Here is a 22,103-nt window from a genome sequence, read left to right as displayed (position 1 = left end):
ATAAACAGTAGGTTAGTCTTCAGAATTTATTGGTGCAGATACTGAAATGAAGTTATGAATTCCGGAGTTAGGCCACGTTCCCACAGGACAAGCCCGACGGAGTACTTCATCATCTCGAGGCTCCTGTTCATCTTGGTCTCCCCCTTGAGCCTCACGAACCTGTCCGGAAGCGACTCGTTGGGGTTCACGGGAGGCACGACGGTATGCGTAGGTAGGAAGAAATACATATTGTGATCGTCACTTATCACATCTCCTTCTCGGGGAGGTATTGTCGAAACTCTTGAAAGATTCACTCTCCCCTGTCCCTAGAGAACGCGACGTAGATACCGTTCCTCAAGAACAGGAAAGCCGTGAAGAATCATGTGGAGAACACCTTCGTGTTCCTCTTCACATAAGTTCACATCTCGTCAACAACCTTCACGCCTTCGTCTGCAACCTCTCTCGCTCTGCATCACAGATCAAGAAGCTTCGCTTACTTCCTCCCGCATCTTAATCCACATAAAGATGGTCCCAGAGGGTATAACACATGAATTTATTAATAGAGATTTGGCCAGAATAGTTTGTTTATTAATATAGTTCAACAAAAATCAATATAATCCTGCTTAATTCTTGAAATATTTTTAATCTAGAACCGTTTATCTCTAAAAAAGTCCATAGATATGCGTAAAAGATTTTACTATTATCAAAATATTCGTTTAAATAAGATAACAGATACAAAGTATAAAATATCGATCCTTCGCACCGTTCCTCGTTAAGGGTGAGGAAGATATCGCTCGACTTCGAAAAGATCAAGGACGAGGTTGAACTCATGACTGAAAGTACGGGAATAAGCGTTGAGTATGGTAGATACATAAGGGTGAAGTGGGAAAAGGGAGAAGGAGAGAGAAGTTCCTCAAGATCATGGTTCACGCTGATCCGAAGTCCATGAAGGGCCTAAAGGCGAGGTCGAGAACTCCAAGGTTAAGTCGGTGATAAAGGCGATCAAGTTGATACGCGAGGATAACGGGAAGGTGGTGAAGTTCTACGGGGAAATACCATTAACGTCTAGTCCAAAAAAGGAGATTTACTTAAGATATTACTACGGAAATTCTTACCTTCTTCTAGCTATCAGGACAATGTTTAGAATTAGAGAGATTACCACAAGAACTATGAGGACTGTGAGGAGTGAGTAAAGTGAGGAGATCTTGCTGTTTACGCTGTTCTCATAGGAGGCCTGGGAGCCATTCAAGGATGATATCTGGGAGCTGAGGGAGCCTATTTGACTAACCTGTGAGTTTAATGAGCTTACTTGACTGTTGAGTTGACCCACCTGAGAGGTTAGGGAGCCTATTTGACTAACCTGTGAGTTTAATGAGTTTAGGGTATTATTAAGTTCAGATATTTGCTTGCTAAGAAGTGTCGCTTGTGGATTTGACGATGGTGTGGCGGGCAATACGATTATTGTCCCGACCATACCCATGTTGTCGTGTAGCAAACAAACATAGGTATAAACTCCTGGCGTAACGAAGGTCAGGTTGTAGCTTACTCCCGCTATCATGGGGCCGGAGTTATAGTAACCTGTTCCATTGAATATATGACCCTTTGTAGGTATGAGGCTTATGGGCGTTCCAAACTCAGGAATCGGCATCCCCTGTGGAACAAATGTAACCGTATGCACTTCGTCCGGATCAACGTCTGTCCACACCACGGTATCTCCTGCGTGTATCGTTAGGGTATTTGGAAGGAATCCCATTACACTAGAAACTGGGAAAATTATATCTCCGGCAGCAACGGCGTTACCGGAGTTGCTGACGTTAATATACCATCCGGCAGAGGGTATTCCAAAGCTTGTTGGTATAAATGGGCTAAGTGGCGGAAGCGTGAGAGTTGTGACAGAGCTTCCAGTCCCGTTTGATGCTCCAACCACTGGGTTAAGATTATATAATGATTTTCCTCCAGCCTCTGCTGCTCCTTGGAAGATACCAACATTGTAGGTCTCTCCTGGAAGTAAACCTGTGAGACTCACCTGAACGGTGAGCACTCCAGGAGCCGTCATTGTCAAGATGGCAGAACCGCTAACCTTAGAGTTCACCGAGTTAAGGGTGACTTCGGTGCTAACTGGAGTCTGCTGACCCACATCTACATGCCAGATAACCGTTCCGTTAGGACCTTGGCTTGCGGGTAGATTAACCTGTTGCAGTAGAGATAAACCGCTTGCCAGGGATTGGGAGCTTTGTTGTGATGCTAGCTGATCGTACTGTGCCTGAGTCATGGGGTATGGGGTGCCTGCAGGATTAACGATGACTACACCCATCATACCTGGATGAATCAGACATTGGTATACGTAAACTCCCGGCTTGGTGAAAGTTAGGGTATAGTTTTGACCTTGAGATAGAAGGCCTGAGGACACTATCCCCGTGCCGTTATAGACCGATCCTCCTATGGGTGCAAGGGCCTGTGGAGAGAAGGGATTCAAGGGTGGATTCCCACTGAGGAATGTGATAGTGTGAGGCTCCGTTGAGTTGATAACGAAGGTGATACTGTCTCCCACGTCAATGGTGATTATTTCAGGAAAATAGCCCATGGTCATAATCATGGTGTTACCACTCATTGCTTGTCCGCCTACGTAAACTGTCCAATGCTGTGGAGTTGGAGTAGTTGCGCTGATAGCCATTGGAAGCCCAAAGAGTCCTGCTACCAGGAAAAAGAGTAGTGAAGCCTTTGGAATTCTCTTGAAAATTCTGTGCATTGCCTTATTTTGACTCGATTTGAATAGAGACAACTTATCCATTGAAATACTTCTAAACAAGAAATATTTAAGTTTTGTGGGGAAAGATTTCATATCAACTTTGAATAGAATAAGTTATTTTAACCTTCAAAAAAGGAACAAGTAATAGTTTGAGTTTCCTGAATTTCTATTGGGCTCGATCTAGTACGTAGTATCTGTTCATATAGAATAAACCTATTCCAATTCGACGATAAGTTTCATCAGGAGCAAGTTCAAACCATGAGTTAAACCGTCCTTTGATGCTATAAATACCACCAAATCTCATGAGAGTGCTTGAGAATAATTGGTCTAAATAGATCCATGATGTTCAGGCCCTGAGAAATTTGTTACTTAAGGAAGAAAATTAGCTTTGCAACCGTGAAGGCTCTTCCTTAACAAACGTTCATTACAATTAAACTCCATATATTGACAGATATTAGACCGAGTGATCTAGGTGTGCTGAAGTCATTGTACGGCAAGCTCTGCCATCACAAATATCACTGCTATCTGAAATATAACCTGACTTCCCGAGATGTATATGTTCCTCATTCCCAATCTAACCACCTTATTTATATCAGGGTTTGGTTTCCTCAACTCCATATATAATCTGATCTCGTTTGGGAGAATTAGACCAAATCCCTGGACTATGAGAACTAGGACTATTGCGCCCGCGGTCAGGAAGAGCCTATTGGAGAGGGAAAGTATTCCGTTATCCATTGCAAGGTACATTCCCGCGGTCGTTGCGACAGAGGCCAAGGCAGGCATGAGGAACAACATCATTGGCACCATCCTTTTTATTATCTCGGCTCTAGTACGTGGATCTAAAGACCTTAACAATCTACCGAACACTACCCCCATGAATAGATCTATTCCAGTCCACGTACCACCTGTTATAACGTGAACGTAATCTAGGAAAAGATAACTTCTAGAAACAAGGGCACCTAATAGGGCAACGATGGGTAATAGGAGAGTGAGTAAAGACGTTGGGGAGAACAATTTTACTTGACTTGCCATAAAGTACTTTATAAATGCTAACTAAAAAATTTTTGCTTACTGACATTTTAAGTTTTTAAAAATAAAATTGTCAGATATCGTCAAAGGTTTCAAGAAACTTTAAGTCAACTACACTTAGATCTGGAACTTCCATTACATGAGCCTCTATTGTTAACTTAAGGAAAGTCACATTCATTGGTAGTTACCGCTGACTGAATAGAAAATTAATGAGTTTTCTTCTATAGAGAATAAGATAGTCCCCAATAGATAACCCCCCACAGGATTTTGTCCTAGTTCCTTGAAGTTAAGTGTGTCCTTTACCACAACTGCTCTTTAACTTAGCTCCGTGAATACAGTCAAGAGAGTCCTAGTGTGCGGACTGTTGGAAAATAACGTCATTCTCTGGATCAGAACTATTCATAGAATTAGCGTTAAGTAATCAAATATTCCATATTTTAGGAGAATACCACTAAAGGATTCCCCGTTTTCATAACTCCGTCGAATCGACTCTTCCCATGGAGAGGGGAATGAATAATTTGCCTAGAATCAGGAAATATAACGATCCCGTGGATACCTCTATCAATTTACAGAACAATAAAATTTTTATAAGGGATATAGAAACTAACTATAGGAGAAAATATCATGATAGTTTACTCTGTAGTTCCCATAATACATGTTCTTTTTGGTTCCCTATGGGTGGGCTCAACTATTTTCTTCGACTTGATTGTTATGAGGGCCCTAAATAGATTAAACAACCAAGTTAAGGGTCAAGTAATTAGCTCCATGATATCTTCAGGATTGCCGATAGCGTTTACCTTCTTTGCCCTGCTGACAGTAATATTCGGTGGGATATTCATGTACCTGTTCACAGGTGGAGACTGGAGCGTCCTGATTCAGTCAAGTCCAGGGATATACCTGTTGACAGGGGCATCCCTAGGACTACTTGTGTTCATTTTGGGTATGTATCTGGGTTCTCAAACAGGGAAATTAAATAGGATGGCCAAAAACATATCAATGGCGTCACAGGGTGTGGACAACATGAGAAGGGAATCTAACGAGGAGATAGATCCTCCATCTCAGGACATGGCCAACTTAGCTAGAGATTTCCATAGAATATCTGAAAAAATTGAAAAGGTCTCAAAGGTTGAGCTGGGTCTCATGCTTATGACGGTAATTTTGATGATATTGTCCGCCTATCCTCCATAGGTCTCTATCTCTCATGGGGCATCCACCTATCTTTCATGGGAACATTCACGTGACAAACCCTTTTTAACTGAGATTTTTGGAGTATAATACTTGAATTCTCCCCGCACTAACCTGGTTTGATTAAAATTAACTTGCACAGTAGACGGGTTGAGTCAGTTACCTAACACTTAGGGAAAAATTCCCTCTCAGGGTTAGAGTGAAAATGAGGGATCTGTTTTATACCTTTTTATCACCTTAGACATCTCCACTGAGGTTATTCCCTCTATTTTATATAGCCTCTCTGAGATGAACGCGTATGCCTCCTCTTCCTCCCTGAAGAGGGCATGTACATAAAGTCTTGGTCCGGTATCTACGCCATAAATTCTAATTACTGAGGGAAATTGTAAGATCTCCCTAACTACACTCTCAATATACTTAGGAACCGAATCGATAATCAATATCATGGAGACCTTGAAGCCTAAGTTGATCCCATCTATTAGTGGGTAGTAACCTAAGATAACCTTGTTATCTTCCAACTTTCTTATCCTATATCTCAGAGTGCTAGCAGGGATATCCAGCTCCTTCGAGAGATCTGAAAAAGTAAACCTAGCGTTAGATCTCAGTTTATCTAGGATCCTCATATCAACGTGGTCAAGTCTGTAACTAGGCATATTCCACTTTGTTATTTGATAAACGGGTATTAAAGTTTTACTTAGATATTTACAAATAGAAAGATAGAAAAATTAGTAATAACCACTAAAAAAATATAAATACAAAAAGTTTTTCTAGTTGGTCAACAGATTTTGAGATGGAGTGTTTGTTACCTTCATAGATATTTCTTACTGAAGTTGCGGAATCAACAACGTTTTATGATGATAATTCTTGGAAACGCAAACACAGGAAATTAAAGGGTTTCAATACACGGCCTTTGCAACGTCATAGTATGCTAATGAATTTTTATCTTGGAATAAGTAACGGCAGAGGCGCAGTTAGTGACAGGCCTTAGCATGTCTCGTTTGATTTCCATCTTTTCTGTGAAAGTGTGCCATGAGAGGTTTCTTGGTCCTAAAATGTTGAATATTAAAGGTCAGATTTATATACAAAGTTGATTTATCTTTAAAAGAGACTCATATTTATCTATCCCTATATTATAATGACCGATTTATCACCATCGCTATATTAAAAACTTTTTAACTATGAATAGTTCATGGTGTCCGTCCATTATTACTTTCTCTTTTTGAGAAAGAAATTGTATAATCCTGAGTTCGTCGAATTATAATAACGAGGGAATCTCACGTATGGTCACGATCGCGACAAAACCTGGGAAATCCTATGAATATTTTGGGTATTCAATAAATATCTTCTAGTATTAGTGCAGTTTTTGCATACATAAAATTATTTATTACTTTCTCTTTCACATGTTATGTTAGGGAACCATGTCCAAATACGTTAATCAGGAAGTACTGGTGGATACCAAATACGTGCTGGATAACGTCAGAAACGAGAAGGTACGGATAGTTGAAGTCGACTATGACCACTCCACAGCCTATGATGCATGGCACATACCAAACGCCATCCTAGTGAGATGGAGGGAGGACCTGAGGCATCCAGAGATCAGGGACTTCATAACTCCGCAACAATTTGAGGACCTCATGAGTAGACTGGGAATATCCAACGATAGTACCGTGATTCTTTACGGCGACTACAACAACTGGTTCGCCACATATGCCTTTTGGCTGTTTAAGGCATACGGACATCAGGACGTTAGATTGCTTAACGGTGGAAGGACCAAGTGGGCAAAACTGGGTCTTCCAACATCAAAGGACGTCCCAAGTTATCCAAAGACGGAATACAAGGTGAGTAAGGTAGATTGGGGAAGCCATAGGGTTCTCATGTGGGAAGTTCTTCAGAAGGTGTCTAGGGTAGAGACAGGGAAAATCGTGACGCTAATTGATGTGAGATCTCCCAAGGAGTACACAGGAGAAATCAAGGCACCGCCAGAGTACGCCGATGAGCAAACGCAAGTAGGAGGTCATATTCCTGGGGCAATAAACATTCCATGGGCCCAGGCAGTAAATCCAGATACGGGAGAATTCAAACCCTATGAGGAACTCCTCAGAATATACTCCAATGTGCCGAAGGACAAGGAGATCATCACGTACTGCAGAATTGGCGAGAGAGCAGCCCATACTTGGTTCGTGTTGAAGTACCTTCTGGGATATCCAGCTGTCAGAGTTTATGATGGGTCCTCAGCTGAATGGAACAACGTGGTTGGAATACCTGTGAAAAAGGGAACTGAACCTTGAAGATATTGAGGGAACTTGAGTTCAGGCGAGAGGAAATATGTGGGGCAAATAACCCCGTCAGAATCATTATAAACACGGTAAGGGAATTAGGAGATTGTGAAGGGATCAAGGTAAAGGTGAACGATTACGACTGGGTCCTAACTCTACGTAATTTGGCAGAAATACACGACTTCGAGGTAGAAGAAGGGGAAAAGGAAAATAATTTTTTGAATTTAATAATATATAAACGATGTTAGGGTTAAACAAGTGCTTTGTACCTTTATTCCTCATTCTAGCTTACCATTTCCCTGATTTTGGTCTCTATTCTCAGCTCGTTGGGAATTACCTCCCTCTCTAGGGGCTCACTGAAGGGGATTGGTACATCAGGGACTGCTAACCTTTGAATCGGGGCCTTCAGATCCCTTAAGGCTCTTGATTGAACCCTGAACGCCACCTCGCCTGTCATCCCATAGCTCATGTAATCCTCGTCTAGGATGAGTAACCTACCAGTCTTCTTTACTGACCTGGAGAGCGTCTCCTCGTCTAGGGGGACTAGGGTCCTCAAATCCACAACCTCCACGGAGATTCCCTCCTTTCTTAACTTCTCTGCAACCCTCATTGCCCTGTGGACCATCACTCCGGCAGAGGCTACGGTCAGATCGCTCCCCTCCATCCTCACGGAGGCCTTCCCAAACTCCAGCTCATAGGGTTCCTCAGGAACCTCGTCCTCCCCTCCCTCATAGGGTAGAAAGGGTAACCCTGTGAGGAGTTTGTGACCGAATATGACCACTGGGTTGGGATCCCTCAACGCCCTTATGGTTAAGCCCTTAGCATCATATGCGTTAGACGGAACCACGACCTTGAAACCTGGGACGTGAGCGAAGAGTCCATAAAGCACCTGGGAGTGTTGTTCCGCGTCTCCATAACCTCCTCCTATTGCTGTGATCACGGTTACCGGCATGGGGAATTGTCCGCCCGACATGTAGTGGTTCTTAGCCATGTGGTTGTACATTTGATCGAACCCAGCTCCTAGAAAGTCTACGAACATGAGCGACACTACGGGATGAAGTCCCACTGAGGCCATTCCCACTGCCATTCCCATGAAAGTTTGCTCCGTGATAGGTGTGTCCACCACTCTCTTCCTGCCGAACTTGTCAAAGAGTCCCATGGTGAACCCGAAAACTGCGCCCCAGTACGTCACGTCCTCTCCCAAGACGATGATGTCGCTCCTCCTCTCCATCTCCTGAGATATTGCCTGGGCTATTGCCTGGGAAATTCCCTTCATCTTCATTTGAACACCCCCACTAAAGCTGTGGAAGGTTCGGGATAGGGACTTTCCTCAGCGAACTTCAGAGCATCCTCAATCCTTTCCCTTGCCTTCCTTCTCTCATTCTCCAATCTCTCCTTCTCGACACCGAGCTTGGTTAGCCTGTTACCTAGTCTAGTGATGGGGTCCATTACCCTCCACAACTCAACCTCATCCCTTTCCCTATACTCCTGTCCATCCCCCTCAAAATGTCCCCTAAACCTGTAGGTAACGGCCTCGATCAGGGAGGGACCACCTCCACTTCTTGCCCTTTGAACTGCCTTTCTCGTAGCGAGATATACGTCAATCACGTCCATTCCGTCCACTAGGAAAGATGGCACGTTCAATGACATTGCCCTCTGGAAGTGATGGGGTGTAGCCAGGGCCACGCTCTTCGGGGTAGAATCAGCGTACATGTTATCCTCTATCACAACTATCAGCGGAAGTTCCCACAGGGAAGCGGCGTTCAAGGTCTCGTAAAAGGTTCCATGATTTGCAGCCCCCTCTCCAGCAAAGGCCACGGCAATGTTGTCCTCTCCCCTGTACTTGAAGGCGAAGGCTGCACCTGCAGCCTGGGGAAATGATGCCCCAACAATCCCGCTACAGGAAAACCTCACCTCCTTGTCGAAAAGGTGCATATGTCCACCTTTCCCTCCACACAATCCCGTGCTCTTGCCAAATATCTCCGCCGCGAGCTTTCTGATATCAGTCCCCTTGGCTATTGCGTGATGGTGTGGCCTATGCGTGCTTACAACCACGTCATCTTTCCTCAAGTTGCTACCTACGCCGACCGCTACAGCCTCTTGACCGGAGGATAGGTGCATCTCACCCCTTATGGGGCCTGAGGCCATGTTAAAGGGATTCTTTCCCTCGTAGTACTTCGCCCCTATGGCCTCCTCAAACTCTCGAATCAAGTTCATTTGATAGTACATGTTCAAGAGTTGATCTAGGGTTAGGTTAGCTGATTCAAGCAATCCCTTGAGGTCCTTAATCGTGGGTTCGGGTTTTAGAAACATGGGTATCACTGTCTTTTTCATTTAAGAGATTTAAAGATTCTCTTGTAATTTAGATTTTCATATTTAGTTAATTAAGTTGGTGGCATGAAGATAACCAGAATCAACATGTTTAGTTGATGCAACCCTTCCAGGTAAATTGAACGGGTTCGGTGAAGATGTTGGTGCGACCCGAAGAAGTCCTAGCCTGGACAGGGAATCATTCTGTCTCCCTTCACGGCCGTGACTAGCTTCTGGTCTAAGGTTAACACATGACCGTCCACGCGATTTGCCAGGGCAACTAGTGACGCGTCGTACACCGTTATACTATACCTCAGGGAAATCCCGTAGGCCTCCCCCACAAGTTCTCTGCCTTGATGAACTGGAAAGTTGGAGATGAGGTCCATACCCCTTTCCAGAACTAGCTCTGCGTCCTTGGGAGAGATCTCTCCCCTCACCACCCTCTTCCTCAAAACGTTCGTAAACTCGTAGTAGATCAGGTCCAAGAAATGGAGATCGTCGTGTTCCTCAAGTAATTTCCTAACGCACTCGCTACCCGTCTCCGGAAGGAACACGGAGACCAGGGCGGAGGTATCAACGATCAACCTCATCCCTATCCTCCCTCACAAGCGGGGACGAGGGGGACAGCACCCCGTACTTTGCCCTGAGTTCCTCCCTTATTTTATCTGCCTCCCTCAAGATTGCCCTCTTCTTCTCCCTCCTCACGACATCCTCCAGGTACTGCCTGACCAGATCGGCGTAATCTATGCCCAGTCTTTCAAGCTCTTCCTTCAGCCTCTTGCTCACCCTTATGGAGATTGTGTCGCTCATTTCGAGATATACATGGTTTGCAAACCTTTAAGGTTTACTCCCCTGTAAACGAGAAAATTGTGACGTCGAGGGCATACCCTCATGGATCACGGATGGGCCAATATCCCGATAAACTCCACTGCAGTTAAGCGTGTTATACACGCCCTTCACCTTAATTTCTGAACAGTTTTTGTTACGTTGTACATCAACTAACTCGGTATCAAAGGGGATTCTCAACGGGTGGAGATGTAGGAGGAGTTCCCATGTGGTTTTCGCGTAAGCCTTTTCCGCTACGCTTTGTTACGCGTGATTTTTGGTGTCCTCGACTAGATCTTAACTGCCACAGTCAATTTTTTACTGATTATTAATCAACTCTAGTGTCCGGCTAGACTCAACCTGACCTAGGTTAGCTCGTCCTCGCAAACAGTTTTTAACTTACTTTTTCTCAAAGAATACGGTGATTTGGTAATGTTTGGGGGATTTGGCCCCTTCTTTGAGGACTTTGAGATAGGACAGGTCATAAGGCACAGACCTTGTAGAACCCTGGAGCAGTCAGATAACGTGCTTTGGTCTACGCTCACCCTGGATTACACTCCTCTCTACCTGGACAGCGTCTACGCGTCTTACACGGAGTATGGAAAGGTGATCATGAACCCAAGGCTTGTCCACTCCACGGTAATAGGCCTCTCCACTAGGGACACCAGCATTAACACCCTGGCCTTTCTTGGGATTGACTACGAGGAAATGAGGAGACCCATATACCCAGGGGACACCCTCTGCGTCGAGACCGAGGTCGTGGGGAAGAGGGAGTCCAAGAGGCCCAACGTAGGGGTGGTGAGCTGGGTGCATAGGGTCTTCAATCAGAGGGGTGAACCCGTGTATGAAATAAGGAGAAATAACCTAGTGTATAAGAGGTCTTACTCCCCATGGTTGAAGTTCCTTGAGGGTGGGGAGGCGAAGCCTGAAGTTAACGTGCAGAAAGGGGAGAGAATAGGGCTAAACACGGAGGAAAGGGGCCTGTCTCACCCAGGGTGGGAGGGAAGATACCTCGAGGATTTCACACCTGGGGAGACGGTGATTCATCGCCTAGGTAGGACAGTATCCCAGTACGACAATCTGTTAACAACTGTGTTGTCCATGAATACCGCAACGCTCCACCTGGACGACGAGTACATGAAGTACCACGAGTACGGAAAGTCAGTGGTTCAGGGTCCCTTCGTCGTGGGAGTTGGGACGGGAATTTCGTCCTTTGAACTTGGGGGGAACATCTCAGCTGACCGCGGGATCAGGGAACTTAAGTTGAGGGCTCCAGTTTTTGATGGAGACACTCTACACGCCGTGAGTGAGGTGGTTGAGGTTCAACCTGGTAAGGAGAGCGGAAGGGTCACCCTGAGAACTAGGATTTACAAGAATAACTTCTCGGTAGAGGTGGCAACTTTCATCAGGGAAATCGAGGTTTTCAGGAGAGAGTCCTCCCCATGGGTGAAAATATGGAAAGGATAGCTTGCCGTGAAATGAGGTCGTTAGTCACGGACCCGATGGACGCAGTGAAGAGACACCTTCCCAGACACGGGATAATCGCCTTCGGTGGAATGTCCGGCTCTTCCGTTCCCAAGGAGTTCCCCAGGGCCATGGCCCAGCATCTGGAGGGGGAGAAAGGATACGCCTTAACCCTTTTCACGGGAGGAGCGACATCGGAGGAGTTCGAGAGGAACATCTCTAGGATAGGTCACGCATTTCGTAGAAGGTATCCTTTCCTCAGTGGGGGATCACATAGGGAACTTGTGAACAAAAACGAGCTCGAGTTCTTCGATTACGGTCTCCACAAGTTTAACAGAAAAATCAGATCAGGAGAACTGGGACCAATAGACCTTGCAGTAATTGAGGCAACTGCAATTCTCGAGGACTGCTCCGTGATACCCTCTCTCTCCCTGGACTCCTCCATCTCCTTTATTGGCGTCGCCAAGAAGGTGATCCTGGAAGTCAATGAGAGTAAACCCGAGTTGGAGGGCCTTCACGACATCTACTTGGGGGATGACGTTTCGATTGGGAGGGTGTACCAAAGGATTGGGGATACTAGGCTGACTATACCCCCCTCAAGGATAGGGGCAATACTGGTCACTAGGGAGGAAGATGGATCTCCTGGAGCGTATAAGTCTCCTGGAGACGTGGAGGCGAGGATCTCGGAGAACATCATGGAGTTCATGATGAACGAGATCAGAGAGGGCTTCTCCCGAGAACTATACGAACGGGGAGATTTCGTGATCCAACCAGGAGCTGGATCCCTCTCTAGCAAGCTCGCAGATGTGTTCCCACAGTCAGGTTTGACCCTCAGTATATGGGCTGAGACCTTGCCCGCAAAATGGGCCCTCATCCCTGAGGATAACGTGAAATTCATTAGCTCCTCAGCCCTTTTTACCCTACGTGGGGAGGAGAACTTCCTTCGTAAATTCCTCGAAGCCAGGGATTTTAGGCGGGTAGTGCTACGCGGACAGAACGTCACGAACAACCCCGAGGTGATTCAAAGGCTTAACCTGGTGTCCATACTACAGGCAATCGACCTCGACATTTACGGTAATGCCAATATATCTCACATACACGGAAAGATATATAACGGCGTCGGTGGGTCCGTGGACTTTGCCCCAAACGCTTACATTACCGTGATCGCACTGCCCTCAGTCACGGGAGACGGTATGACCTCCCGGATTGTCCCGCTCACGACTCACGTAGACGTTCCAGAGCACTACGTGGATGTGGTGGTAACGGAACAGGGATATGCGGACTTAAGGGGAAAATCTCCTCACGAGAGGGCTGAGGAAATAATAAACAAGTGCGCTCACCCTAGGTTTAGGGACTCCCTTCTACAATATTATGGGAAGGTCAGGGAGATGGGACATGAGGCGCATGACCTGAGGCTGGCCCATGAACTGTTCGGTCTTTGAGGTGGACTCATGAATGAGATAACGTCTCTCCTAAACGTTGGGGAGGACATGTCCCTTCTCCTCGAGTCCCTCAGGGAAATGATGGCCAAGTACCCGGAGAAATACTGGGGGGATCTCGATCTCAAGGAGGAGTTCCCCTCGTCCTTTCTACACGACTTCATGAGCCTAGGTTTCGGAAACGTTCTCTTTCCCAGGGAGTTTGGCGGTGGGGGGCTTGGGGTACTAGATGCCTCCCTACTCCTGAGGGAGATCAACTTGTTGGGGGGAAACGCCTATTTCGTTCACGGTCAATACTACAACGCGGTCCTCCTTAACAGGTGTGCCCAGGAATCGCTGAAGAGGAGGTATTACCCCGAGATCGTGGAGAACAACCTGAAGGTGCTTAGCCTTGCCCTCACTGAACCAGAAGTCGGCTCGGACACAACGAAGATTAAGACCACGGCACAGAAGGAGGGAAATCGCTTCCTGATCAACGGCCACAAGATCTTCATTTCCAGGGTTGATAAGACGGACTTTTTGATCGTGGTTGCGAGGACCAAACCCTACTCTCGGGAGAGGAAGTCCCATGGAATTACCATGTTCCTCGTGGACATGAGAGATTTGAGGGGAAGGATTGAGATGAGGAGGATAAGGACCATGGCCAACACTGACGCATACGAGTTGTTCATAGAGAACCTCGAGGTTCCAGATACCAACGTGATAGGGGAGGTGGACCAGGGATTTCAATGCCTTCTATCCTGCCTGAACGCCGAGAGGATCATGATCGCATCTGAAATGATAGGAAATGCGGAGTATTTCCTGGAGAGGGGGACAGAATACGCTAGAACCAGACAGGTGTTTGATAGACCCATTGGACAAAACCAAGGAATACAGTTCCCGCTAGCCCAGGGCTTCGCTGACCTCGTAACATCCACCCTCGCCCTGAAATACGCAGGAGAGCTTTATGACTCCAACGCTGATAATAGGGTTGTTGGGACTTACGCCAACATTGCAAAGTATAAGGCAAGTGAGACCGCGTGGTTCCTTGGAAATGTGGTCATGGACGTGTTCGGCGGGCTTGGATACGCCAGGGACACTGGAATAGAGAGGAAATTGAGGGAGACCAGACTTTTCCTTGTTGCCCCTGTGTCCAGAAACCTGATACTTGCGGACCTGGCGCATAACGCCCTCAAGCTACCCAGATCCTTCTAGTCCTCCCTTCCCGCCCCTCGATACATTTTCCCGTCCTTAACGATGTAGAGCACGTTATCGGGCGAAAGGTTCTCCACGTTCTGAAGAGGATCATTCCTCAGAACCACAAGGTCTGCCAGATATCCCTTCTCTATCCTACCAGCCCATATTCCCAGGCACTCCGCTGCCACGGAAGTTGTTGATGCAAGAACTTCGTCGTTTCCCATGAACTGCGAGAGGAGGACCGCTTCCCTGTAATTTTTCCCATGTGGCCTAGCATCTGAACCCACGTAATCCGTCCCGGTGGCGATCTTAAGTCCCACGGACTTGGCTAACTTAACGTCTTCCTTCATGTGCCTAGTGACCGCCTCCTCCCTATATCTCCTTACCTCAGGGTTTGCCACGTGAAACGGGATCTCGTACGTAGCTAGGGTAGGGATATAACATGTCCCCCTGTCCAACATCATGGATGCCGTGTCCTTATCGAGGCCAAGCCCGTGTTCAATGGTGTCCACTCCTGCCTCAACTGAGTTGAGGATTGCCTCCCTTCCATAGGCGTGGGACGCTACCTTAAGCCCAAACCTATGAGACTCCTCCACGATGGATTTCAGCTCGTCTGGTCCCAGCCCTGGAAGGATCTTTCCGCCCTGGGAAAACGCTCCCGAGGCGTAGACCTTTATGACTCCAGCTCCCTGCCTCACGGCTAACCTCACGGCCTTCCTGCACTCGTAGGGAGAATCACAATAGAAGGAGTACGACAGCTTTTGTGCCATCTCAAGGGGCAAATCCCGCGGATCGTCGTCTCCTCCCGTGATGGCCAAGGAGTAACCTGAGGCTATTACTCTAGGGCCTATGATCTCCCCAGATCTCTCCAGGTTGGAGAGCCTAGTTGCCACCTTACTTCCCAGATCCCTGACCGTTGTAAACCCTGACCTAAGAAGTCTCTCCATATCCCTGGTGCTCCTAATGGCCACGTCGATCTCGTTCACGAGGTTCCAAGACATTACGTTGTCCTCATGAACTCCGAAGAAGTGGAGGTGGGCATCAATCATTCCAGGGATGATGAAACCCTTAGTGGAATCGCTCTCCATTTTTCCCTCCTCGACCTCAACGATTTGATTACCCTCAACTATGACTGTCCCCTCAATGACCCTTGTCCCGTCGAAAATTTTACCGCTAAATTTTAACATGAAGGGAGATAAGACCCCTTGAATAAATCGTTTTCCTCAGCCCTTTAGAAGGGATTTCACCAGTTTCTCGGAGTCCGAGAAGTCATATCCTCGGTACAACTCTATCTTGCTGGCCTCCATGGAGCCCTCCGCGTGAATCATGAGAGTTAGAATGTACCCCGTGAAGTTACTGGATCCAAGCTCCTTAGCAATCTTTAACGCCTGAGTCCTCTCCTTTCCATCCACGGCTCCCCTCAAGTACTTCATGATCTCCTCCCTTCCCTCCCCTGTCAGGTCCTCCTCCGAGGGCATGGTAGCAATTATCCCACCCGAGACATCTATGAGGTCCCTAACCACATCATGGAAGTGAGCGTTGGAGTAGAGCTTACCCACGTTGGTGAAAACCGGGTTCGGGATAGCTACCCCCTCATCGATCACTGGAGACATGGCAGCTGACAGGGCTGTTGCCCTCATTACCTCCTTGTACATTATCATGTCCACTATGTCATCCCTGACCTGCTTTTCGTTCTGAATTCCGTTAACGAAGGACGCAAGCCTTGCTGCCCCTAGGAAGAGATTGGCAGTTGCTACCCTGTATGAGAGGGCTGTGAACCTGTGGAAGGTGGCGAAGAGTGTGGCGAGCTGACCAGCGAACTTGCTCTCCTGAAATAGGAACACCCTATCCCAGGGCACAAATACGTCATCGAAAACGGTCAAGGTCTCAAGCTCGTAGTCCTGCCTGGAGAGGACCGCGGATGAGTTTCCCTCCAGTTCATCTATGGGTCTCACGTACATCCTGAGCCCTGGGGTATTGGCCGGCACAGCAAATGCCACGGCATATTCCTTTTCCTCTTCGCGCATTGCCCTAGTGGGGATCACTATTATCTCGTCTGAGACGGCAGCCTGCGTGGTGTGGGCCTTTGCTCCCCTAACCACTATTCCGTCGCTTCTCACCTCCTTCACCCTCAGGTACAGGTCGGGGTCCTCCTGCTCCTTTGGTCTCTTGGACCTATCCCCTTTGACGTCCGTTTGGGCCGTGGCGATGGTAAGGTCCTTATCCCTCACGTGAGCAAGATAGTTCTCTAGCCTTTTCGTGTAGTCCGTTCCCCTCTCCCTGTCCACTCTCCTCGAGGTGATAAGTAGCGCGAAAAGGGCGTCGCTACCAATAGCCTGAGATATGTTAAATATCCCGTTACAGTACATGGTCAGCCCGTATATGAGACCATGTCTCTCCATGAGATCTTGACTGTTCCTTGGGACATGAAAGAACTTACTTTTTCCCTCCTGGTCGACTCTTCCAGGATACTCAAACAACTTGGAGGCGTGGGAAACGGCTACCTTTACAATGGGATGCTCTGTGGGATCGATCAACTTTCCGCGATAGAAAACCTTTCTCTTATCCCTTAACCCAGTCACGAATTCCTCCTTGGTTCTCATGGTTAATTTCTCTAAAAACCTAGCTAATAACTTTTCAAGTTGGCGTGTGTGCTAAAGCTCATTATCCTGGCTAAAGCTCATTATCCTGTCCAGTGTGACTTTTCTTGAAGCCTTCCCTAAAAACACCTAAGGAAAGTGGAACAGTCTCGAGCTATTTCCCAGGGCCTATCACCAACTCGAGATAGATTCGCGGGAAGTCCCCCATCTCGAATCTCGGTTTCATGGGATTCTGAACGTCAAGTTGTATTCAGACATCAAGAACGTTACTCATTGATCCCAGTCGCCTCATGTTTAAAGAATTCATGTTGATAACCATGTCCACACGTGACCAATAATCATTGTTTCTTTTTCATCTTAATCAATTAATAAACGTTTAAAAGGATTACTTTAAAGTTTAAAATTTTGAGTGAATATTACTGGTTATGTACTCTAGATATCCCCTGAAGCTTGTAACCGTTGACTTGTTACATGAGGGTTGCTGGACAAGTTTCCTTGACAACAAGGTTCAGGTCATAGCCCATCACAGTAACGGGCATGTGGTGAGAGACCTAGTGGTCGGTAAACCTGATAGCTTTAAGGTCATTAAGCGCTTGGATAGATCAACGCGAATAAACTCCATATCAAACGTGAGTTACCTTGATGACGGGAGAGTCCTCGTTGACATGATGCTAGATTACAGGAATTCTGTATTCTCCTTGCTGGACGCCAGTAATCTCTTGGTTGTGGAACCCACCATAGTTTACGGTAATGAGATCTGGAGCTTCCTAGCTTACGAGTACCAGGTTAACGAGGTCTTGCGTGAACTTCGAGGAATATCTAGGGTAAACGAGGTTAGAGTGCAGGACTTCGATGGACTGGAACTCAGCGAGGAGGAGCTGGAAGTCCTTTCAACTGCCCTCGAAATGGGATATTTCAACGTACCGAGGGAGGTTAACTTGAAGGACGTGGCTAGGGCCACAGGGAAATCGGTGAACGCGGTGGCCTACTCCTTAAGAAGTGGGGAGAGAAAAATAATACGAGGAATTATGGAGTTGCTGAAAAAGTGGAGGTACCTGCCCAAAACATGGTGAAATTCACGAAATTTTCTAAGGTTTTCACTGCCACTATCCGCCAAGAGGTACATGTCACTTGGTAATCATCTATGAACCCAATTGTGACTTTAGTTTAGAAAGACCATAACTTTCACATGTTTTTAAAATATTGTTCTACAATAAAGGTTTATATATTTCACAAGTTTAAAGAACTATAATGGCAGATAACTCTAATTTAAGGCAGTCACCAGAATGGTACGTGGCCAGAGTGGACAGGCTACCTACTTGGGGCCTGTCATATGCCCTAATATGGGCCATGGGATTTTCCTTTTTTATAACCCTATATGACGTCATTAACGTGGGTTTCGCTCTTCCCTACGTACCCTTCGTGGTAAGCGCAGGTCAGGCGTCATTAATAGCATCGTTGGGTCTATGGGGTTACGTTGTGGGCGCTCCCATCTTCTCATACATGGCTGACGTGGTGGGGAGGAGACCCACTCTAGTCTTCACTGCCCTGTTGACTGCGTTAGGAAGTTTCGGGGATGCCCTATCCGTAAATTACCCCATGCTGGCCGTATTCAGGTTCATCACTGGGATGGCCATAGGGGCTGACTTGGTACTGGTCATGACCTACATGGCAGAGATGTCCCCTGCCGCTAAAAGAGGTCAATACACAAACCTTGCCTTCATAGGGGGATGGGCTGGAATAGGAATTGGTCCCTTTATCGCAGCGCTTATTGTTACCTCCTTACCCTCCATAGGATGGAGGATAGTTTTCGCCGTGGGAGGAATTCTCGCTGTCCTTGCCCTGGCAATAAGGGCATATGCCCCCGAGACAGTGAGGTTCTTGGCCATGAAGGGGAAGTTTAGCGAAGTTGATAGTTTAGTTGGGCACATGGAGACAACGTCCATGAAGAGGGCTGGCGTAAATCAATTACCTGAGCCCAACATGAAGGTGTACAATGTACCCAAGGAGAACCCGTTCAAGATTCTCGCTAAGCCGAAGTATCTTAAGAGGCTCATAGTTCTCTTCCTACTGATGTTCACCATATACTTTATGGACTACCCATTCCTTGTGTTACCAGAAACATGGGTGAAGGATGTGCTGGGATATAGCGGGTCCCTGTTCTCCTCCGCCGTCTTCTATTTTGGGTTAGCCGGGATTGGGGCCTTCCTAGGGTCAATACTTCTGAGGTTCATTATTGACAGATTTGATAGGAGATACATGACAGTATTTGGAGTTGTTGTGTTCACAATTGGTACTGCCATAATGGCCATTGGAGGAATTGCAAGAAGCATTCCCACATTCTTCCTTGGGGCATTCATTGCCGAACTCGTGGGAGTTGGATGGTTCAACGTTTATTACCTGCTGTGCAGTGAGAACTTTCCCACAGGTGCAAGGGCGACAGGTTACGCCATTACAGACGGTATTGGACACGCGGGAGGAGCAATAGGATTACTCACGGTTTTCCCGCTGATCCCGATCCTGGGTAATATAGGGGCTTGGACAGTACCGTGGATACCTGCAATAGTGATGGCGATAATTACAGTGTTTACTCTGCCAAAGACCGTGAAGGTTAGACTGGAGGAGGTAAATGAAGCTACGGATCAGGTGTGATCTTCCACTCATGTTACTCTCCTAACAAGTTTTTGACGACTCCCTTTTTCCCTGTTCCTGTACTGAAGCTGAAAATATTAACGAGTTTTCAGGATCTTAAACCATGTACCAGTTGAAAGGAAAAGTTTTCGTGGTCACGGGATCGGGAAGAGGCATAGGAAGGGAGGTAGCGATAGGGGCCTCCCTTGAGGGTGCGAAGGTTGTGGTCAACGCGAAGAGGGGAAAGGAGGAAATGGAGGAGACCATGAGGGAGATAAGGGAGAGGGGTGGAGAGGTGCTGGGAGTTCTTGCAGATGTGTCCACGGAACAGGGATGTAAGGAACTGGTGGATAGGGCGGTCTCAGGTTTTGGACGGCTTGACGTCCTGGTTAATAATGCGGGTGTGGGAATCTATTCTCCCTTCATCGGGGTTGACGACAGGATTGTGGAGAAGCACTTTCAGACTGACTTTAAGTCTGTCCTATACTGCTCAAAACTCGCCTCTCCCCAGATCTCCGAGGGAGGAGAAATCCTCAATGTTGCCTCCCTCGCAGGGATCCTCCCGTTCAAGGGTCTCTCAATCTATGGGGCAATGAAGGGAGCAGTTATCTCCCTTACCAGATACATGGCCCTCGAACTTGCCCCCAGGATCAGGGTAAACGCAGTTGCCCCAGGCCTCGTGAGGACGAAGTTGGGAGAGAGCCTTCCCAAGGTGTGGGGAATGACGGAAGAGGAATACGCGAAGAAGTTTACCTTGACCGGGAGAATCCTCGATCCAGCAGACGTGGCTCAACTGATCTTGTCCATCATCAAGGTTGAGGGAATGACCGGTCAGGTTATCACGTTAGATGCTGGGGAGTCACTTAAGGGCTCTGTAGGAGTTTTTTGACCTCCTCCCTTACCACCTTCTTGTCCAGTTTGCCCGTACTCGTCTTGGGAATGGAGTCCACGAAGATTATCCTGTCGGGAATCCACCAGCTGGGAAAGGCGTTCAAGGACTTGAGGTATTCCACAATTTCCTGTGGGGTAGTGGGTTCCTTGGGGACCACCAGGGCGACAGGCCTCTCTCCCCACCTTTCGTCATGAACTCCCACAACTACGGCCTCTGAAACCTTATGGAAGGACATGATCGCGTTCTCGAGTTGAACACTACTGATCCACTCTCCCCCGCTCTTGATCAGGTCCTTCTGTCTATCCACAACCTTCACGTTACCGTCAGGATCCACAACTGCAATGTCACCTGTCCTGAACCACGTGAACTTTGCCTCCCCCTTGTAGTATCTACCCGTAACGAATGCACCTCGAACTGCGAGCTCGCCCATGGTTTTCCCATCCCAGGGTAACTCCTTCCCAGCTGGGTCCAGGAGTGATATCTCAAATCCGAAGATGGGATAACCCTGTTTGGTCAGGACGTTCAGATCATCGCTCCTGTTAACCGTTGCTATGGCCTCGGTCTCGGTCATCCCCCAGGCGTGGTAGGTCCTAACGCCCAGCTTTCTCATTCTCTCCATTAATCCCTTGGGTGGCTCTGCCCCACCCATCACCACCGTCCTAAGCTTACCGAGGTCCTCCCTCTCCTTCTCCACGTAGTTCATGACGTCAATCCAGACAGTGGGGGCACCAGCTGCTAGGGTGACCCCTTCCTCCTTGATGAGATCCACCAGGTCCCTGGGCCTAGGCCTAATTCCAGGAAGAACCAGTTTCGCTCCCGTCATGAGGGAGGCGAAGGGTATGTCCCACCCTGAGATGTGAAACATAGGCACCACGTCCATGACCACCTCGTTCGAGGAGAGACCTAGAACGTCACCTGCCAGTAGGGAAAGGGAGTGAATGAAAATGCTCCTATGGCTGTAGATTACACCCTTAGGTTTACCAGTGGTGCCTGAGGTGAAACAGCTCACGGCACCTCTCTTCTCCTCAAGATCGGGAAGTTCCTGCGCCGGCTCCTGCGAATCAATCATCTCGTCGTAGGACTCATTCAGCCTGAAGGTTTTCACGTTGAAGGAAGCCTCTATGTCCTCATCCATGAAAACTGCGGAGTCCTGCATCTCCTCGACGACGTAATCCATTTCCCTTGGGTGAAACCTCACATTTACTGTGTGAAGGACTCCACCACTGAGAGGCACTGCAAAGTAGAGCTCCAGATGTCTGCTCGTGTTCCAGGCAATCGACGCAACGTTCTTCCCCTCGAGCCCGTTGCGTTTAAGGAAAGTTACGGTCTTCCTCACCCTCCTGGCAAAGTCCTCATAGGTGTAGGTTCTCCTGGAGTTGGAGAACCTGGATACAATGAGTCTGTCCCTATACAACTTCTCAATTCTCCAGAAAATGGACTTTATGTTGAGCTCGTAATCCATGATTGTTGAGTCCATAAAATAAACAACGAAAGGATGGTAATATTTGTTCATTACACTAAAACCTCGAGTTAACGTGACAATCCCTG

General features: G+C 47.4%; 21 protein-coding genes. 10 read left to right on the top strand and 11 right to left on the bottom strand.

Annotated elements, in window-relative coordinates:
- Positions 1-26 precede the first annotated feature (26 nt).
- Positions 27-293, bottom strand: coding sequence for a hypothetical protein (locus ACI49J_RS05375; RefSeq protein ID WP_240253349.1), 267 nt, complete (start codon positions 291-293; stop codon positions 27-29).
- 464 nt (positions 294-757) lie between these two features.
- On the opposite strand from ACI49J_RS05375, the gene ACI49J_RS05370 reads away from it, so the two are divergent.
- Entirely contained in the window at positions 758-928 is a 171-nt protein-coding gene (locus ACI49J_RS05370) for a hypothetical protein (RefSeq protein ID WP_240253347.1), read from the top strand.
- Positions 929-1,090: 162 nt separating this feature from the next.
- Here ACI49J_RS05370 and ACI49J_RS05365 read toward each other — a convergent pair whose 3' ends face one another.
- Both ACI49J_RS05365 and ACI49J_RS05360 read right to left on the bottom strand, forming a co-directional pair.
- On the bottom strand, positions 1,091-2,770 hold the full coding sequence (locus ACI49J_RS05365) for a plastocyanin/azurin family copper-binding protein (protein WP_342780701.1): 1,680 nt from the start codon (positions 2,768-2,770) through the stop codon (positions 1,091-1,093).
- A gap of 441 nt (positions 2,771-3,211) precedes the next feature.
- Positions 3,212-3,760, bottom strand: a complete 549-nt coding sequence (locus ACI49J_RS05360) for a hypothetical protein (RefSeq protein WP_240253345.1) — start codon at positions 3,758-3,760, stop codon at positions 3,212-3,214.
- 621 nt (positions 3,761-4,381) lie between these two features.
- On the opposite strand from ACI49J_RS05360, the gene ACI49J_RS05355 reads away from it, so the two are divergent.
- Positions 4,382-4,945, top strand: a complete 564-nt coding sequence (locus ACI49J_RS05355) for a hypothetical protein (protein ID WP_240253344.1) — start codon at positions 4,382-4,384, stop codon at positions 4,943-4,945.
- Between the two features lie 191 nt (positions 4,946-5,136).
- On the opposite strand, the gene ACI49J_RS05350 is transcribed toward ACI49J_RS05355, so the two are convergent.
- Positions 5,137-5,595, bottom strand: a complete 459-nt coding sequence (locus tag ACI49J_RS05350) for an Lrp/AsnC family transcriptional regulator (RefSeq protein WP_240253343.1) — start codon at positions 5,593-5,595, stop codon at positions 5,137-5,139.
- A 765-nt stretch (positions 5,596-6,360) separates the two neighbouring features.
- Between ACI49J_RS05350 and ACI49J_RS05345 the strand changes: the two genes are divergently transcribed.
- Together ACI49J_RS05345 and ACI49J_RS05340 are read left to right on the top strand one after the other, a co-directional pair.
- Positions 6,361-7,230: a sulfurtransferase gene (locus ACI49J_RS05345; RefSeq protein WP_240253340.1), complete on the top strand. Its 870-nt coding sequence runs from the start codon at positions 6,361-6,363 to the stop codon at positions 7,228-7,230.
- Positions 7,227-7,466, top strand: coding sequence for a hypothetical protein (locus tag ACI49J_RS05340; protein ID WP_240253331.1), 240 nt, complete (start codon positions 7,227-7,229; stop codon positions 7,464-7,466). Before ACI49J_RS05345 ends, ACI49J_RS05340 begins: the two co-directional genes overlap by 4 nt.
- A gap of 35 nt (positions 7,467-7,501) precedes the next feature.
- On the opposite strand, the gene ACI49J_RS05335 is transcribed toward ACI49J_RS05340, so the two are convergent.
- From ACI49J_RS05335 to ACI49J_RS05320, 4 genes are all read right to left on the bottom strand, one after another.
- Entirely contained in the window at positions 7,502-8,500 is a 999-nt protein-coding gene (locus tag ACI49J_RS05335) for an alpha-ketoacid dehydrogenase subunit beta (RefSeq protein WP_240253328.1), read from the bottom strand.
- Positions 8,497-9,531, bottom strand: a complete 1,035-nt coding sequence (locus tag ACI49J_RS05330) for a thiamine pyrophosphate-dependent dehydrogenase E1 component subunit alpha (RefSeq protein ID WP_404809755.1) — start codon at positions 9,529-9,531, stop codon at positions 8,497-8,499. The genes ACI49J_RS05335 and ACI49J_RS05330 overlap by 4 nt, the downstream gene beginning before the upstream one ends.
- Before the next feature lie 179 nt (positions 9,532-9,710).
- Positions 9,711-10,118, bottom strand: coding sequence for a type II toxin-antitoxin system VapC family toxin (locus ACI49J_RS05325; RefSeq protein ID WP_240253318.1), 408 nt, complete (start codon positions 10,116-10,118; stop codon positions 9,711-9,713).
- A complete protein-coding gene (locus ACI49J_RS05320; RefSeq protein ID WP_240253317.1) occupies positions 10,102-10,338 on the bottom strand; it encodes an antitoxin in 237 nt (78 codons plus the stop codon). Before ACI49J_RS05320 ends, ACI49J_RS05325 begins: the two co-directional genes overlap by 17 nt.
- A 447-nt stretch (positions 10,339-10,785) precedes the next feature.
- On the opposite strand from ACI49J_RS05320, the gene ACI49J_RS05315 reads away from it, so the two are divergent.
- Genes ACI49J_RS05315 through ACI49J_RS05305 form a run of 3 tightly spaced genes read left to right on the top strand, consistent with a single transcriptional unit; the run spans position 10,786 to position 14,450 of the window.
- Positions 10,786-11,820 carry a MaoC family dehydratase gene (locus tag ACI49J_RS05315; protein WP_240253316.1) on the top strand — a complete coding sequence of 345 codons (1,035 nt, stop codon included), beginning with the start codon at positions 10,786-10,788 and terminating at the stop codon, positions 11,818-11,820.
- A complete protein-coding gene (locus ACI49J_RS05310) occupies positions 11,808-13,259 on the top strand; it encodes an acetyl-CoA hydrolase/transferase C-terminal domain-containing protein (protein WP_240253313.1) in 1,452 nt (483 codons plus the stop codon). Before ACI49J_RS05315 ends, ACI49J_RS05310 begins: the two co-directional genes overlap by 13 nt.
- A gap of 9 nt (positions 13,260-13,268) precedes the next feature.
- On the top strand, positions 13,269-14,450 hold the full coding sequence (locus tag ACI49J_RS05305; RefSeq protein ID WP_240253311.1) for an acyl-CoA dehydrogenase family protein: 1,182 nt from the start codon (positions 13,269-13,271) through the stop codon (positions 14,448-14,450).
- On the opposite strand, the gene ACI49J_RS05300 is transcribed toward ACI49J_RS05305, so the two are convergent.
- Positions 14,447-15,619, bottom strand: a complete 1,173-nt coding sequence (locus ACI49J_RS05300) for an amidohydrolase family protein (RefSeq protein ID WP_240253308.1) — start codon at positions 15,617-15,619, stop codon at positions 14,447-14,449. The two genes, ACI49J_RS05305 and ACI49J_RS05300, sit on opposite strands and share 4 nt — an antisense overlap.
- A 36-nt stretch (positions 15,620-15,655) precedes the next feature.
- Positions 15,656-17,035: a 4-hydroxyphenylacetate 3-hydroxylase N-terminal domain-containing protein gene (locus tag ACI49J_RS05295; RefSeq protein ID WP_240253307.1), complete on the bottom strand. Its 1,380-nt coding sequence runs from the start codon at positions 17,033-17,035 to the stop codon at positions 15,656-15,658.
- 422 nt (positions 17,036-17,457) lie between these two features.
- Between ACI49J_RS05295 and ACI49J_RS05290 the strand changes: the two genes are divergently transcribed.
- The 3 genes from ACI49J_RS05290 (at position 17,458) to ACI49J_RS05280 (ending at position 20,552) form a co-directional block, all read left to right on the top strand.
- The gene (locus ACI49J_RS05290; protein WP_240253306.1) at positions 17,458-18,105 is read left to right on the top strand and encodes a helix-turn-helix domain-containing protein; all 648 of its coding nucleotides are present in this window, start codon (positions 17,458-17,460) and stop codon (positions 18,103-18,105) included.
- A 178-nt stretch (positions 18,106-18,283) separates the two neighbouring features.
- Positions 18,284-19,684, top strand: coding sequence for an MFS transporter (locus ACI49J_RS05285; RefSeq protein WP_240253305.1), 1,401 nt, complete (start codon positions 18,284-18,286; stop codon positions 19,682-19,684).
- A gap of 103 nt (positions 19,685-19,787) precedes the next feature.
- Complete coding sequence (locus ACI49J_RS05280; protein WP_240253304.1) at positions 19,788-20,552, top strand: SDR family oxidoreductase; 765 nt, start codon at positions 19,788-19,790, stop codon at positions 20,550-20,552.
- On the opposite strand, the gene ACI49J_RS05275 is transcribed toward ACI49J_RS05280, so the two are convergent.
- Entirely contained in the window at positions 20,527-22,032 is a 1,506-nt protein-coding gene (locus tag ACI49J_RS05275) for an AMP-binding protein (RefSeq protein WP_240253303.1), read from the bottom strand. The genes ACI49J_RS05280 and ACI49J_RS05275 overlap by 26 nt on opposite strands.
- Positions 22,033-22,103: the final 71 nt, after the last annotated feature.

Origin of the sequence: Metallosphaera sp. D4-4 (assembly GCF_046245145.1) — an archaeon.
GTDB lineage: Archaea > Thermoproteota > Thermoprotei_A > Sulfolobales > Sulfolobaceae > Metallosphaera > Metallosphaera sedula.
This window is presented reverse-complemented; position numbering and strand designations above follow the sequence as displayed.

Excerpts from the sequence above, each read along its gene's own strand:
- ACI49J_RS05365 (WP_342780701.1), bottom strand. The coding sequence starts at position 2,770 with ATGGATAAGTTGTCTCTATTCAAATCGAGTCAAAATAAGGCAATGCAC.
- ACI49J_RS05360 (WP_240253345.1), bottom strand. The coding sequence starts at position 3,760 with ATGGCAAGTCAAGTAAAATTGTTCTCCCCAACGTCTTTACTCACTCTC.
- ACI49J_RS05355 (WP_240253344.1), top strand. The coding sequence starts at position 4,382 with ATGATAGTTTACTCTGTAGTTCCCATAATACATGTTCTTTTTGGTTCC.
- ACI49J_RS05350 (WP_240253343.1), bottom strand. The coding sequence starts at position 5,595 with ATGCCTAGTTACAGACTTGACCACGTTGATATGAGGATCCTAGATAAA.
- ACI49J_RS05345 (WP_240253340.1), top strand. The coding sequence starts at position 6,361 with ATGTCCAAATACGTTAATCAGGAAGTACTGGTGGATACCAAATACGTG.
- ACI49J_RS05335 (WP_240253328.1), bottom strand. The coding sequence starts at position 8,500 with ATGAAGATGAAGGGAATTTCCCAGGCAATAGCCCAGGCAATATCTCAG.
- ACI49J_RS05330 (WP_404809755.1), bottom strand. The coding sequence starts at position 9,531 with ATGTTTCTAAAACCCGAACCCACGATTAAGGACCTCAAGGGATTGCTT.
- ACI49J_RS05325 (WP_240253318.1), bottom strand. The coding sequence starts at position 10,118 with ATGAGGTTGATCGTTGATACCTCCGCCCTGGTCTCCGTGTTCCTTCCG.
- ACI49J_RS05320 (WP_240253317.1), bottom strand. The coding sequence starts at position 10,338 with ATGAGCGACACAATCTCCATAAGGGTGAGCAAGAGGCTGAAGGAAGAG.
- ACI49J_RS05315 (WP_240253316.1), top strand. The coding sequence starts at position 10,786 with ATGTTTGGGGGATTTGGCCCCTTCTTTGAGGACTTTGAGATAGGACAG.
- ACI49J_RS05310 (WP_240253313.1), top strand. The coding sequence starts at position 11,808 with ATGGAAAGGATAGCTTGCCGTGAAATGAGGTCGTTAGTCACGGACCCG.
- ACI49J_RS05305 (WP_240253311.1), top strand. The coding sequence starts at position 13,269 with ATGAATGAGATAACGTCTCTCCTAAACGTTGGGGAGGACATGTCCCTT.
- ACI49J_RS05300 (WP_240253308.1), bottom strand. The coding sequence starts at position 15,619 with ATGTTAAAATTTAGCGGTAAAATTTTCGACGGGACAAGGGTCATTGAG.
- ACI49J_RS05295 (WP_240253307.1), bottom strand. The coding sequence starts at position 17,035 with ATGAGAACCAAGGAGGAATTCGTGACTGGGTTAAGGGATAAGAGAAAG.
- ACI49J_RS05290 (WP_240253306.1), top strand. The coding sequence starts at position 17,458 with ATGTACTCTAGATATCCCCTGAAGCTTGTAACCGTTGACTTGTTACAT.
- ACI49J_RS05285 (WP_240253305.1), top strand. The coding sequence starts at position 18,284 with ATGGCAGATAACTCTAATTTAAGGCAGTCACCAGAATGGTACGTGGCC.
- ACI49J_RS05280 (WP_240253304.1), top strand. The coding sequence starts at position 19,788 with ATGTACCAGTTGAAAGGAAAAGTTTTCGTGGTCACGGGATCGGGAAGA.
- ACI49J_RS05275 (WP_240253303.1), bottom strand. The coding sequence starts at position 22,032 with ATGGACTCAACAATCATGGATTACGAGCTCAACATAAAGTCCATTTTC.